Source organism: Nocardia sp. bgisy134 (assembly GCF_965341865.1).
Lineage (GTDB): Bacteria > Actinomycetota > Actinomycetes > Mycobacteriales > Mycobacteriaceae > Nocardia.
The window spans coordinates 24,950-37,909 of the sequence record NZ_CBDQZP010000034.1; the positions used below are offsets into that span (position 1 = coordinate 24,950).

General features: G+C 66.2%; 13 protein-coding genes and 2 pseudogenes. 7 read left to right on the plus strand and 8 right to left on the minus strand.

Annotation, left to right across the window (positions count from 1 at the left end):
* Positions 1 to 84 precede the first annotated feature (84 nt).
* Positions 85 to 1,491 carry a selenium-binding protein SBP56-related protein gene (locus tag ACRWNM_RS35350; RefSeq protein ID WP_431972514.1) on the plus strand — a complete coding sequence of 469 codons (1,407 nt, stop codon included), beginning with the start codon at positions 85 to 87 and terminating at the stop codon, positions 1,489 to 1,491.
* 406 nt (positions 1,492 to 1,897) lie between these two features.
* Here ACRWNM_RS35350 and ACRWNM_RS35355 read toward each other — a convergent pair whose 3' ends face one another.
* Positions 1,898 to 2,155 (minus strand): hypothetical protein, encoded by a 258-nt coding sequence (locus tag ACRWNM_RS35355; protein ID WP_431972515.1) that lies wholly within the window; start codon positions 2,153 to 2,155, stop codon positions 1,898 to 1,900.
* 58 nt (positions 2,156 to 2,213) lie between these two features.
* Here ACRWNM_RS35355 and ACRWNM_RS35360 point away from each other — a divergent pair, with 58 nt between their 5' ends.
* A complete protein-coding gene (locus ACRWNM_RS35360; protein ID WP_431972516.1) occupies positions 2,214 to 2,651 on the plus strand; it encodes a hypothetical protein in 438 nt (145 codons plus the stop codon).
* 97 nt (positions 2,652 to 2,748) lie between these two features.
* Here the strand turns inward: ACRWNM_RS35360 and rpsN are convergent.
* Both rpsN and ACRWNM_RS35370 read right to left on the minus strand, forming a co-directional pair.
* Positions 2,749 to 2,820, minus strand: a pseudogene (gene rpsN / locus ACRWNM_RS35365) (type Z 30S ribosomal protein S14); the annotation flags it as partial.
* A 25-nt stretch (positions 2,821 to 2,845) separates the two neighbouring features.
* Entirely contained in the window at positions 2,846 to 4,612 is a 1,767-nt protein-coding gene (locus tag ACRWNM_RS35370; RefSeq protein WP_431972517.1) for a GNAT family N-acetyltransferase, read from the minus strand.
* 59 nt (positions 4,613 to 4,671) lie between these two features.
* Between ACRWNM_RS35370 and ACRWNM_RS35375 the strand changes: the two genes are divergently transcribed.
* On the plus strand, positions 4,672 to 5,451 hold the full coding sequence (locus ACRWNM_RS35375; protein WP_431972518.1) for an alpha/beta fold hydrolase: 780 nt from the start codon (positions 4,672 to 4,674) through the stop codon (positions 5,449 to 5,451).
* Positions 5,452 to 5,766: 315 nt separating this feature from the next.
* On the opposite strand, the gene ACRWNM_RS35380 is transcribed toward ACRWNM_RS35375, so the two are convergent.
* The 3 genes and pseudogenes from ACRWNM_RS35380 to ACRWNM_RS35390 all read right to left on the minus strand — a co-directional run.
* Positions 5,767 to 6,042 (minus strand): hypothetical protein, encoded by a 276-nt coding sequence (locus ACRWNM_RS35380; RefSeq protein ID WP_431972519.1) that lies wholly within the window; start codon positions 6,040 to 6,042, stop codon positions 5,767 to 5,769.
* Positions 6,043 to 6,124: 82 nt separating this feature from the next.
* On the minus strand, positions 6,125 to 6,325 hold the full coding sequence (locus ACRWNM_RS35385; RefSeq protein WP_431972520.1) for a hypothetical protein: 201 nt from the start codon (positions 6,323 to 6,325) through the stop codon (positions 6,125 to 6,127).
* Between the two features lies 1 nt (position 6,326).
* Positions 6,327 to 6,814, minus strand: a pseudogene (locus ACRWNM_RS35390) (ATP-binding protein); the annotation flags it as partial.
* 300 nt (positions 6,815 to 7,114) lie between these two features.
* On the opposite strand from ACRWNM_RS35390, the gene ACRWNM_RS35395 reads away from it, so the two are divergent.
* A complete protein-coding gene (locus tag ACRWNM_RS35395; RefSeq protein WP_431972521.1) occupies positions 7,115 to 7,435 on the plus strand; it encodes a hypothetical protein in 321 nt (106 codons plus the stop codon).
* A 570-nt stretch (positions 7,436 to 8,005) separates the two neighbouring features.
* Here ACRWNM_RS35395 and ACRWNM_RS35400 read toward each other — a convergent pair.
* Positions 8,006 to 8,668 carry a TetR family transcriptional regulator gene (locus tag ACRWNM_RS35400; protein ID WP_431972522.1) on the minus strand — a complete coding sequence of 221 codons (663 nt, stop codon included), beginning with the start codon at positions 8,666 to 8,668 and terminating at the stop codon, positions 8,006 to 8,008.
* A gap of 91 nt (positions 8,669 to 8,759) precedes the next feature.
* On the opposite strand from ACRWNM_RS35400, the gene ACRWNM_RS35405 reads away from it, so the two are divergent.
* From ACRWNM_RS35405 to ACRWNM_RS35415, 3 genes are read left to right on the plus strand one after another with little or no spacing between them, the layout of a single operon-like run.
* Positions 8,760 to 9,530 carry an SDR family NAD(P)-dependent oxidoreductase gene (locus ACRWNM_RS35405; protein ID WP_431972528.1) on the plus strand — a complete coding sequence of 257 codons (771 nt, stop codon included), beginning with the start codon at positions 8,760 to 8,762 and terminating at the stop codon, positions 9,528 to 9,530.
* Positions 9,531 to 9,551: 21 nt separating this feature from the next.
* Positions 9,552 to 9,971, plus strand: coding sequence for an ester cyclase (locus tag ACRWNM_RS35410; RefSeq protein WP_431972523.1), 420 nt, complete (start codon positions 9,552 to 9,554; stop codon positions 9,969 to 9,971).
* Positions 9,972 to 10,030: 59 nt separating this feature from the next.
* The gene (locus tag ACRWNM_RS35415; protein WP_431972524.1) at positions 10,031 to 10,276 is read left to right on the plus strand and encodes a hypothetical protein; all 246 of its coding nucleotides are present in this window, start codon (positions 10,031 to 10,033) and stop codon (positions 10,274 to 10,276) included.
* A 248-nt stretch (positions 10,277 to 10,524) separates the two neighbouring features.
* On the opposite strand, the gene ACRWNM_RS35420 is transcribed toward ACRWNM_RS35415, so the two are convergent.
* Complete coding sequence (locus ACRWNM_RS35420; RefSeq protein WP_431972525.1) at positions 10,525 to 12,126, minus strand: HEAT repeat domain-containing protein; 1,602 nt, start codon at positions 12,124 to 12,126, stop codon at positions 10,525 to 10,527.
* Positions 12,127 to 12,960: the final 834 nt, after the last annotated feature.

A 12,960-nucleotide genomic window follows, 5' to 3' on the forward strand; every position in this document is an offset into this window, starting at 1 on the left:
ACCACACGGGTCGCGCTCGCCTCGGAACCGCCAGATCGGGCGAGGTGCGTGGGTCTCCGCCTATCGACATGAAGGAGGCTGGAAATGAATCACTCAGACTTGGACCCGACCTTCTATCGGAGCGCAGCGGAGGCGGCGGCCGCGCCACCGGAGCGGCTCGCATACGTTGTTGCGTTCGACCGCGCGGCACAGAAGCCAGATGCGCTGTCAGTAATCGATGTGGATCCGGGCTCGGCCACCTACGGCCGGGTGGTGGGCTGGACCGAGGTACCCCACCTGGGCAACGAGCTGCACCATTTCGGCTGGAACGCCTGCAGCAGCGCGCTGAAGCACGAGGGCCACCAGATTGAGGGGCTGACTCGGCGGTACCTGATCGTGCCGGGTCTGCGCTCGTCGCGCCTGTACGTGTTCGACACCCAGCCCGACCCACGCCAGCCCACCCTGTCCAAGATCGTGGACAGCTCCGAGCTCGCGGCCAAGGCCGGCTACTCCCGTCCACACACGCTGCACTGCGGGCCGGACGGTGTGTTCATGACCTGCCTCGGCGGGGCAGACGGATCGGACGGGCCGGGCGGGATCGCGCTGCTCGATCACGGCACGTTCGATGTGCTGCGGCAGTGGGAGACCAACCGTGGGCCGCAATACCTCGCGTACGACGCCTGGTGGCATCTCAACCAGAACACGCTGATCAGCAGCGAGTGGGGCACCCCAGCCATGATCGAGGACGGGCTGAACCCGGAGCTGCTGCTGGCCAACAAGTACGGCCACGCGATCCACTTCTGGGACCTCAGCGCCGGTCGGCACCAGCAGCGGATCGATCTCGGCGAGCAATACCAGATGGCACTCGAGCTGCGCCCGTCGCACGATCCGGACGCCGCTTGGGGGTTCGTCGGCGTGGTGATCTCGACCGAGGATCTGTCGGCCTCCGTGTGGCGTTGGCATCGCGATGGCGGCGTGTGGGCGGTCGACAAGGTGATCACCATCCCGGCCGAGCCGGCCGATCCCGACCTGCTGCCGCCGGCACTGAAACCGTTCGGCGCGGTGCCGCCGCTGGTCACCGACATCGACCTGTCGGTCGATGACGCATACCTCTACGTCTCGTGCTGGGGTACCGGGGAGCTGAAACAGTTCGACGTGCACGATCCGGCTGACCCGAAAGAGACCGGGTCGGTCCGGCTCGGCGGGATCGTGGGCCGCACCGCCCACCCGGCCGCGCCGAACCAGCCGCTTGCCGGCGGCCCCCAGATGGTCGAGATCAGCCGTAACGGTCGGCGGGTCTACGTCACCAACTCGCTCTATGGCGCGTGGGACGACCAGTTCTACCCGGATGGGGTTGGCGCCTGGATGGCCGTGATGCGCATCGATCCCGACCGCGGAATGACCATCGACGAGTCGTTCTTCCCGCACGACGAGGACTTTCGAGGTCTGCGGGTGCACCAGGTGCGCCTCCAGGGCGGCGACGCCTCCTCCGACTCCTACTGCTACCGGTAGTCGGGTCGAGCGGGGACCACTGGATCTCTACCGCGTATGCCCGGTCGGCGAAGTGTCCGCACACGTCCAACCTCGGACACGCTGTTGGCGCTAGGAGATCGTCCCCAGAGGTGCTCGCCGAAAGCCCCAGGCGGCTTGGGGTTTGAACTTAGCAGCCTCGTCGGCGTAGCGGGACGATCGTCGTGTCGGTTGGCATGCTCGGCCGGGCTGCTTCCGGGGTGGTCAGCAATCGCGCCGAGCACTTCGCTGAGGCGAAGTCCGACACCGACACCGAGCGCGAGGGCGATGCGTGTCTCCTCGGGCATCAGATGAAAGCAGGTCCAGAACTCCGTCATCGTCGGACAGTAGGCGGCGAGCTCAGGGCGATCCCGGTTCGGTTTGGCGTAGGTCTCGATAGAACAGGGCATCACCACGGTGGCTTCGGCTCGTTCGCTGCAGCCGTGATCCGGGTGAGCATGCGATGGATATCGACTCGGTAGTCGAACGAATAGCCCGTGCGATGGAGTCCGGTCATCAGTTTCAGGACGTGTGGCTCGCGCATTTCGTGGACCGCTAGTCTGTCGAGATACAGGAGGATGAGCCTGATCTTGCTCTGGTAGCGACCGTAGGTTCCCCGATCGATCGCCTGGAGATCGAGCCATTCCCAGCACCATTCGGTCATCATGACCCGAGATCATCTTTCGTGATGTGCTGTCCGGCTACCATTCTGATCTGGGGGATCTATGACCTACGACGACTGCGGCTGGCACTCGGACACAACCGCGGAGTTGGGCCTGGACCGCGAGGCAGGAGCAACCCATATCGGGATGTTCTACGCATGGGCCGTCGCTCACGACCTGCATTCGCCGACCGTGCTCGTCTGGGGCGAACCGGAACCGGTGCCACGACCTGAGCTGGCCGCGTTGCGCGATCGCACGAAAACACCCGGCCGCTACCTGCTCGACCACTGCTGCAGCGAACTGAACGAGGGAGACCTCAACGCCACCGGACAGGCCTTCGCCAAGGCCGTCTACCGGCAATACCTCCGCGCCTATGAATCCATCCCCGCGATCGCGCGGTATGAGACCACCTATCACGTCCCCGATACCTGGGAGATCTACGACGCCGTCGCGGTCTTGCTCGACGAGGCGTGGACGGAGTGGCAGATACACGCTGGCTGACCTGCCGAAAGACGCGCGAAGGCACGGACTTCACTACGGAAGTCCGTGCCTTCGTGCGTTATTCGCGTAGGTGGCAGCGCTCACGAGGAGCGCGGGCTCACCAGGAGCTCTTGTGCACGCCGGGGAGCTCGCCACGGTGGGCCATCTCGCGCAGGCACACGCGGCACATCGTGGAAGACTCGGCTGACACTCGGTCAGAGCGCCCGCTTCAGCCCGACGTGACTGTTGTCGTACCCGAGCCGCGCATAAAAGGCGTGAGCTCGCTCGCGGACCCGGTCTGTGGTGACCTGCGCGAGTGTCGCACCTCGGTGCCTGCCGTGGTCGTGTGCCCACTCGAGCATCGCGGTTCCGATGCCGCGAGAGCGTTCCGAGGCAGCGACCCGGACTCCCTCGATCTGGAGGCGGGTGGCGCCGCCGCGGGAAAGCCCCGGAATGATGGTGAGCTGCATGGTGCCGACGATCCGGTCGCCCTCGTCCCGGACCACGGCCAGATAGTGCGACGGGTCCCTGGTGACGGCGTCGTATGCCTCCTCGTAGCGGGCAATTTCGAAACCTTCGCGGGTACGGCCGATCTCGTCGTCGGAGAGCAGCGCGACCAGCGCTGGCACGTCGGCACGCCCCGCCCGCTGCACACGATAGATCCGGTCGCCGAGTCGGAGCCGACCACCGACCGAAGCCCGTGCCCGTGACTGCAGTCGGGCGATCAGCGTGTCCAGCCAGGCGCCGACGTGCCGCCGGGCTTCGGGAGTGTCCGGATACCGGCAGCGCAGGTGCAGACCCGCCTCGTCGAGGATGAACCAGAGCATCACGCCGTCGGTCCGAATCGTCGCGCCGACGTACTGCGCCTCCAATCCGGTCGCGTCGATTCGGACCGGCAGCCGACGCAGGTCCAGCCACGAAATCGCGAACATCCCCGGCGCCTCGGGCATCCCGCCCCACGGACGCAGGATGTCCTCCAGTGGCCAGGACCCCATCCGGACGGCCTCCTTCACCGCCTCCGCGCTGGCACGGGGATCGGGGTCGGCCGACTCGAGCACCGAGTTGGTGATGAACCACCCCACCGAGTCGTGCCAGGTGGTGTCGTACCGACTGTGCACCGGAAACACGGCCCGCAGTGCGGTGCCGGCCAACTCGTGGGTCACCTCGGTCATCGCCCCCACCACCAGCGCCAAGGTCGAGACGCCGTCGTCGCGGGCCTGCGCCGAGAACGCGGCGCTGTCGTCGACGTCGAGGACATCGCGCACCTCCACGCGCTCCTCCTGCAACGTCGCCTCACCCAGCGGCAGCGGGAACCGTGGCATCACATCGCCGCTGCCCGCCAGCACCTCTGCCCAGCGGCGGTGCACCTCGTCGGGTGCCGGCGGGCGGTCCCGCAGCGCGCGGGTGTGCTCCGCGAAGGCGGGTGCCGGCGGCAACGACGGTGCACGACCCTTCTGCACCGCGGCCAGCGCGGTGAGCAGGTCGCGCGCGATCACCAACATCGACCACATGTCGACGTGCGCGTGGTCGGCGGCGACCACCACGGTCGGCCCTACCGCGGTCTCGAGCACGCAGAGCCGGTACGACGGACGACCGTACGGTGAACAAGCACGGTCGAGCACGGCGCGGAGCGCATCGTTGACCGCCTGCCCCGGAGCGATCACATGCTCGACCCAGCCGCCGGGGCGGATATCGACCTCGTGCAGCCGAGGCTCGCCGTCCTCGCCCGGCACGAAGACCGACCGAAGCGTGCCGTGCCGCTCGATCACCGCCAGCCAGCAGGTCGCGAGCTCGTCCGGCGGTACCGGCGCGGAGAGCCTGAAGGACAACGCCATCCAGGATCCCGCTCGGTCGCCGGCGCCGACGTGGCGCCGCTGGTCGAAGGACACGGGAAGTGACCGGCCCACCCGACCCGCAATGACGTCGAAGCCCAGCAGGCGGCCGAACGGCAGGCGCAAGTGCGCGACGTTGGTCAGCCGCATGACGGTATCCTAGGCTTCTTCCCGAGCGATCGCCGTCTCACCAGCACCCTGGAGCCGCCGTGCCGACCTTCCGTGTTCCCGGCGCCGACCTCGCCGTGGAACTGAGCGACGAGGGCGGCCACCCCGTCGTCCAACTCCACGGCCTCACCTCCAGCCGCCACCGCGACCGTCTGATGGACCTCGATCTCGGCCGCGGACTCAGCGGAACCCGACTGCTGCGGTACGACGCCCGCGGCCACGGCCACTCGACGGGCCGTACCGTCCCCGAGGACTATCGGTGGCCGGTTCTGGCCGATGACCTGCTGAAACTGCTCGACCACTGGTTCCCCGGTGAACAGGTGCACGGTGTCGGTCCTTCGATGGGCACCGGGACACTGCTGCATGCCGCTGTCCGCGATCCTGCCCGATTCGCCGGCCTCACCCTGCTGGTGCCCGCGACCGCCTGGCGCACCCGCGCCGCGAAGGCCGACATCTACCGGAAGAATGCTCGCTTGATCGAGGAACAGGGACTCGACGCCTTCCTCGGTGCCGATCTCACCGCGCCTCGCCCGCCGGCCACCGTCGGAACGCCGGAAACCGTGCCGGATGTCGCCGAGCACCTACTGCCCTCACTGTTCCGCGGGGCAGCGATGAGCGACCTGCCCGCCCCCGAGGCGATCGCCGCGATCGAGGTGCCGACCACGGTGTTGGCCTGGATCGACGACCCCGCCCATCCGGTGTCGACCGCCGAGGCGCTGGTGGACCTGCTACCGACCGCCACACTGGAGGTGGCGCACACACCGGCCGATCTCGCACGCTGGCCGAGCATCCTGTGCGAGGACGTAGCCCGACACGGGTAGGCACGACGCCCTAGCGATTCGTTCTGGGGCCAACCGCCCGATACGATCGCCCGTGCCCCACAGCTCGCCGTCGGCCGGTCCGACGGGGGCCCGAGCACCCAAATGTACGCTCTGGCTACACGGAACTGATCGAATCGGTCCCAGGACGGGTGCATAACAGCCGAGCGCCAGCCGGATCTCGTGTGGCGCAGCGCCAGGCCGCACGCCCCGCGCCCGCCTGGCTTTGCTCGCGATCTCCGACGGCGGTTGTTCATCAATAGTGACGGCAGTCGGCGGGGTTGCGGCGGGCGTGTTGTTCGCGAACTCTGACGGCGGTCAGGCGGGCGGAAGTGCCGGTGCGGTCGAGGTGATCGTGTTGCGGCTCTGGGCCAGGACGACGGTGTCGCCGGTCATGGGTGTGGGGTTCACGGGGCCTTTCCATCCGCACCAGCCGCCGCAGGCGGCGATGCTTTGGCTTTCGACGCGGCCGTCGTCGAATTGGGCGGTGATGAGCCAGGCGCGAGCAGGGTAGTCGCAGATGGGGCAGGTGCCGAAGTAGTTGAGAACGTCCTGGACTTCGGAAGCGGTGACAGTGTGTTTGCGACTGGCCATGAGCTGGTTCCTCCCTGAGCAGGGAGCATAAGCCGTTGGGGCCGTTGCTCTTTCCGGAATGCCGGGTGCTTCCGATCACAGGTCAGCGCGACGGCGGGATCTCGGTGCCGAGTAGCAAGGCGAATCGGAGCAGGTCGGCGCGAAGGTCGTCGGCGGTGTAGTGGCCGTCGGTGAGGTAGCGGTTGAAGCTTAGGCGGGCGTGTTGATCGGTGCTGATCCAGTCGTGGAGGAGCAACAGCAGTTCGCCGAGCTCGATGGCGTCGGCGGGATCGGCGTCGGTCATCTCAGCTGGCGCCGGTGGCGGCTTTGGTGCGGGCGAGCCGGTAGGAAACGGTGCCGGTCTCGATGATGTTGCCGCCGAAGGTAATCCTGTCGACAATGGCCGCGCAGAGCCGGGGATCGGTGAAAGTCTTTGTCCAGGAACCGAAGCTGTCGTTGGAGGCGATCGCGACGGAGTTCTTCTCCTCGCGTTCGGTGAGAACCTGGAACAGCAGTTCGGCGCCGCGTTTGTCCAGCTCCATGTAGCCGAGTTCATCGATGCATAAAGGTCGACCCGGCCGTAACGGGCGATGGTCTTGGTCAGCACCTTGTCGTCGGCGGCCTCGACCACCTCGTTGACCAGCTTGGCGACGAGGGTGTATTCGACTCGGAACCCGGCCATGGCGGCCTCGGTGCCCAGCGCGATCAGCAGGTGGGACTTGTCGGCGCCGGAATCGCCGATCAGACACAGCGGCATGCCTTTTCGGATCCATTCGCATTTGGCGAGAGTGTGGAACCTTTGTCGAACTCGACGAACGCCGCCCTCGCTTCGGCAATCGACCGTCTGCTCGGCTTCTGCGCATCCTCCCGCTGGCCGGAACTGGTTCCCGCCAACCTCTTTCGACATCCATCTCCCCTCCCCACGCCAGCTCACAGATCGCGCAACAGTACGGTACTTGCAGTTATCCCTGGCCTCGAACCAGGCTCAGCAGGCAGCGATCCGAACACAGCGCGTCGACGAATTCGTTGCCGCGGAGAAGGCACTCTTCTGCCGAGGGGAATGCCCCGGGGGGCCAGCACCTACGCTGCCATCATGCCCAAGCTCAGATTGACCAACACGCACGAGAGCAAGAAGCTGGTGATCTGGCTCGAACCCCTCGGCGAGGACTTTTGGATGTGTCCGGGAGAGGCATTCACGGTCGAGTTCGACGGCAGCGACCACGCGGAGCATGTGATCGGCGACGCACACTTCGACGTCTCGTGGTACGAAGACGGTTTCATCGTATGGACCGGCTCCCGGTGGTGCCCCAGCTTGCGCGACAAGGCAGGTGTCGAGCTCGAATGTGGGCATCAGCGTCCCCCCGCAGCCGACCGCGCTTGGCAGCTACCGAAGCTCATGCGCGACGGCGGGTAGGAGATGGCAGCGGGTAGCGAAGAGTTGCCACAACTCTCTGACCAAGACAGCCGCAAAAATCCGGACAATGCCCCGCTGAGCGGCGGCCTGCACCCGAGACGGACTACGGCTCGCAACGTTGTGGCTAATAACGTTCGGTAGCCGATTACCGCGCAATCGCGTGACACGCTCGGACATTTGCTGACTGATGGTGCGCCGACACGTTTGGCGGTTCCGCTCTGACTGAGCTGAGCGGCTTTGTCGCGCTGCGCCCTTGGGCATCACCACCCACTGGCTCCGCCACACCACACAGACCTGGGTCGAACGCAACTTCGGCCACGCCGTCGCCCACGCCTACGCAGGACACACCGACGCCAACGGCGAGAGCAGCACCACCCTCTATACCCGAGCCCGGCATCGAGAAAGTGGCCCAAGCCCTCTCAGCCAATGGGCGCAGCAGTTTCCGAGTCAACGCCTCTGGGTTTGTAATACAACAATGTTTGGAAGCCTGGCGCCCACAGCGGCTCCGGGCGGCTGTCGGACGGCGATGCCGGGGCCGGCGGATCCATGCCGGCGGACTGTCGAGGTCGATCAGCGTGACAGGGCGACCGACTGCATCATCGCCAGCAGGAGGGCGCCGCAGGCCTCGAGCTGTTGATCGGCGGCGTGGGGGTCGTCGCTTATTGTTTCGATGGTCGTCTTCAGGCCGTCGAAGGCGCCGACGAGGACGGTGGCGAGCAGTTCCGGGTCGACTCCGTCTGATACCTCACCGATGTGCTGGGCGTCGCGAATGAGGTCGGCGACGCGGTCGATCCATCGGCGGGTCAGTTCCGTGGCGAGGGTTCGGGTCGCGGGCACCTCGGCGAGGTTCTGGGCAAGGCGCGAGATGACCCAGGCGTCGGGGTCGTCACGGTGGAGATCCAGCATGGCGGGCAACAGCGCTTCCATCCGCTGCAGCCCGGGGGGTGCCGTGGCCAGTCGTGCTTGTACCCGATCGAGCCATTGCGCGTGCTTCTCGGTGAGCACGGCAACGGCGAGGGCTTCCTTGCTCTCGAAATGAAAGTAGACCGAGCCCTTGGTCATTCCGCTCGCTTCGATCACGTCGGCCATGCGTGCCCGGTCGTAACCGACCTGCGCGAACACAGCGGCGGCGGCATCGAGGATCCGCTCTCGGGATGCCGCTCCGTGTTCGGTTGGGCCGGACGGGCGGCCGACGCGTCGCCGGGCCGGCGTGTTGCGGTGGGGGCTTGCCATGGCCTCAGCATAGCGGTATTAATTAGACCAGCATGCAGGTTTAATTAAGGAGGTAGTGGTGGCCGGATACTTCGACCGACAGCGAGTACTGGTGACCGGGGCGTCATCGGGTATCGGGCGCGCGTTCGCCGCACGCGTCGCCGCAGACGGTGGTGACCTCGTTCTGGTCGCCCGCAGGGAGGCCGTGCTGCGAACACAGGCCGACGAACTGCACACGCAATTCGGTTCGAGCGTGGAGGTCATCCCCGCGGACCTCAGCGCCCCGAACGCCGCGGTGGGCGTCGCCGAACTGCTCGCCCAGCGTGCGATCACCGTCGATGCGCTCGTCAACAATGCGGGACTCGGAATCCATGGCGACCTCGCCGATGCCGACCTCGGGGCGGTCTCGAGTCAGATCGCGGTGAACATCACCGCTTTGACCGAGCTCACCGCAATCCTGTTGCCCGGCATGATCGCTCGCGGACGCGGAGCCGTCGTCAACGTGGCCAGCACCGCCGCGTTTCAGCCGGTGCCGCACATGGCGGTGTACGCGGCGACCAAGGCGTATGTGCTGTCCTTCACCCGCGCGCTCTGGTCCGAGACCCGCGGTACCGGGGTCCAGGTACTTGCCGTGAGCCCGGGTGCCACCGACACCGCATTCTTCGAGATCGCCGGGGAGGACGCCTCGGTCGGCAGCCGGCGTGCTCCCGAACAGGTCGTCGAAGCGGCCTTGTGCGCAATCGGGTCCAACCGCCCCGACATCGTCGACGGCGCAGCGAACGCATTGCTGGCGCGCATCGCCGGCCGGATTCCCGCCAAGTGGGCAATCGCGCTCGCCGAGCGTTCCGTCCGGCCGGAATCGCCTGCACCCCAAACCAATTGATCGATCCGGAGAGAGTGCGACATGTTCATCCAGCAGTTCGCCACCGCGGCCGCGGCCGCAGTGAACAAGCACAGCGTCGAGGAGGTCGTCGGCCTGTGGCGAGAGCCCGCCGCCTACGACTCACCCCTGACAGGCCCGCAGCAAGGTCTTGCGGCGCTGGCTGCCCGAGAATCCGCGCTGTTCGACGGTTTCAGCGACCTCACCGCCACTATCCAACCCCTCGGGCAAGTGGATTCCACTGGCGCCGCGCTGGTTCGCTTCGACGGTACCCACGACGGGCACTACGCGGGAATAGCGTCGAGCGGGAACACGATCGCCATCGAGATGGTCGCCGTCGTCACCTTCGACGACGAGGGCTACGTCATCGGTGAACGCGTCTTCCTCGACACCGCGGCAGTCCTGCGTCAACTCACCGGATACGACGGCACCAGCACGACATAACCTCGCCAACTTCCTCCCGGCCGCACTGCCCGACGGAGCAGGGCTCGCCTCGATACGACGTGGACGACGACCCCATCTTCCATGCGATCGCAAGCGAGGATCGTCACGAGCGAGAGCCGTGGCCCGAGCATGCACTCGCGGATGTCGGACACACCGCCGCTGATCTCGTCCGGCAAAAGGCCGCGGCCTCCGAGATCGCTGTGCAACCGAGTGCCGCCGAGCAGGCCGGGACCTCAACTGAGTACCGGGGCGGCGATCTCGTCGGCATCCACCTCGGCGACTCCTGGCTGGAACGCTTGGGCTGATGAGATCAACTCGCCCGTCGAACGCGGTGAGCGGAGCGTGGGTAGCGCTCCAGTTGACCAGAGTGGTGCCAACTCTGCTCCGGCACAGCCAGTCCGCGACTTTTGAGTACGACAGGCCCAGGGGAATCGAACAGTTGCCGGCCCGTATCTCGACCCGCGCACAGCGAGAATATCGACTTCTTCGGCACCATCGAAGTCGACCTTCACACCGAACTCGTCCGCTGGGGCGACTACCAGTCGCCGAAGCGTCAGATGGGCAGGGCCCCATAGCGTCTGCTGTGCGGCTTGCCAGCGGGCACGGCCAGCACGCCGGTGCCTTGGACACGTGTATGCGGTCCAAGTGCTTCGGGGCTCACCGACAGCCGCCAGGCCACCTCGAGGGACCTGAATTCCCAGCCGCCTGACTCCCCTTCGTCCCGCTGAGTGTCGAGAGGTTCGTCGACGTCGTCGGCATCGTCGAACTCGTCGTCGATGTCCTCATAGCTCCTCTCATCCTTGGGAGGGGGTGCGAAGTTTTCCAGCACCCACGCCTTGAATTTCTCTTCTGTCGACTCGCTGGGCGGGGTCTCCAGTCGCACAGGTGGGACTCCCGTGCCGGGGTCATGCTCGTTCACCCAGGCCCGAAGTTCCTCGACGGTCGGTTGCCGTCCGGATTCGGCCGCAGGGCCGATCTGCACTCCGCCGTCGATATCGAAGTCGTAGTAGCAGTACCGCACGACCTCACCCTTGTCGGCGACGCACCATCCGCTCTGATCCGAACATCCACCGCTCTCGGTTTCGAGGTACCAGTGCGCTTTCCCGAAGCGGCGGCTCAACTCCGCGCAGCGGCGGTGCGCGGAGGCGAACGCAACTTCACCGTCAGCCACATTCCCGTCCGCGGTCAGCACGCTGCCGTCGGCGAATACCAACGTCCACCCGTCCAAGGCCGGTGTGACGAACACCTGCCCGTACGCGCCGGTGATGCCGTAGCCGATGTACTCGGGCAACGGCCGCCACGGGCCGTCCAGCTGCCAGGGTGCGAATCCCATACGCATGGTCACGGGCACCGGGTCTCGAAGATCGAACGCGGCCAGCACTGCTGCCTGGTCGGTCGTCGGCAATGCGTACCACTCGCCCTGCGGGATCACCGGCTGCGGCACTTCGGTGAGCTGCTTGACCCGAATCAGGCGTTGAACCAACGCTTGGTCGGCCGTGCCCAACTCGGCCCAGTCGAGCTCCGCCAGGGCGCTGATCGCGGCGCGCCGGCCCAACATTCGTGTGTCTCGTACGGCGCGCAGTACCGGGGCGACGCCGGGGCCGAGTTCGGCCAGGAACCACACTGCATTCTGCCGCACCCGCTCCAGCGGGCTGCCCAGCAGTGCCACCAGCACGGCTGCCCGTTGATGGAGGCCAGCAGCCACCGCGGGCGCGGGTAGCACGGAGTCGCCACTGTGACCGTCAATGGCGAAGCGGGGCGGGTGAGTTCCGGCCGGTAGCCCGAGCAGACCGGCAAACCGATCGAACACGACCTCGTTCGGCGCTTCGATGAGGTCATCGATGAAGACGTTGAAGGAGATCTTGCTGTCACAGAGGTCTTCGCTGAGCATGTCGGCGCAGTCCGGCCAGGCGTACGAGTACTCCTCGTATCGCAGCACTTCCACCAACACGTTGTAGATGTAGCCACCCCAGTCGGCCAACCTTTCCAAGCCTTTTCGGCGAACCTCCGGATCCACGTCGGTCACCTGCGCAAACAGCTTGGCTATAAGAGCGTCACCCACGACCGACAACGCTACTGCCCCCAGATGTTCGACGGGTAGGCTCGAAACCTGAACCAGGGCGACCTCACAGCCCAGTACCGGCAGACCGAGCAACCGACCGACGTATCGCCGAGGTCCGCTTGTTGTCTTGGGCACTGCGGCCGTCACCGAAACTTGTTCGCCCATTCCGCGTAGGCACGAGGACGACATGGGCACGGCGGCAGATCATCACCGGGAATCCCTCCCAGCAGCAGCTGATAACGCTCCAGATCGACACACAGATCTCCCACTGAATACGTGCCGGTCCCCACGAACGGCCGCGAACTCCTCGGTCACCGCCAGCCCCGCCGCGCCGAAGAAGTCTCGGATGAACTCCAACAGTTCAACCAACCCCAAGGCGTCATTGACGTCGATACGTATCCCGTTGTCGGCCATGGCTGAATCACCCCCGGTTTGGTGCCCACCATGCCTCAACACACCCCGGCCCGCACTTCTCCGCCATCACCGTCCGGACCCGCACAGGCGCCGTCCAAATCCGCGGACACTACCCCTGCCCGATTTCTCGGTGCCGTCCAAATTCGTGGACAGACGCCGTCCAGATCAGTGGACGTAGCCACGGAGCACCGCCTTGCGGAGTGAGGTATGAACTAGCGAGACCACCGACTGGCACTGAGCGCACAGCTCGTGGGTACCCCGCGGGCGACCGCGACGTCCAAGCCGACAGCACCGCGTTTGAACCGACAAGGCGGACCTCTACCGGGCCCTCCACCTCGCCATACGCTATCGGCCTCGACAACGGGTTGCCGTTGTCGAGGCCGATGCTGTGTTTAGCACTGGTGTCCGGAGGGGGTATCGACCAGTACGCCAACCTGCTGCAACACCGAAAACTGCTGGTCATCGGGAAATAGCGGTGGCACGACGGTTCCGGTCGGTTGTGCCGTAGGTCCA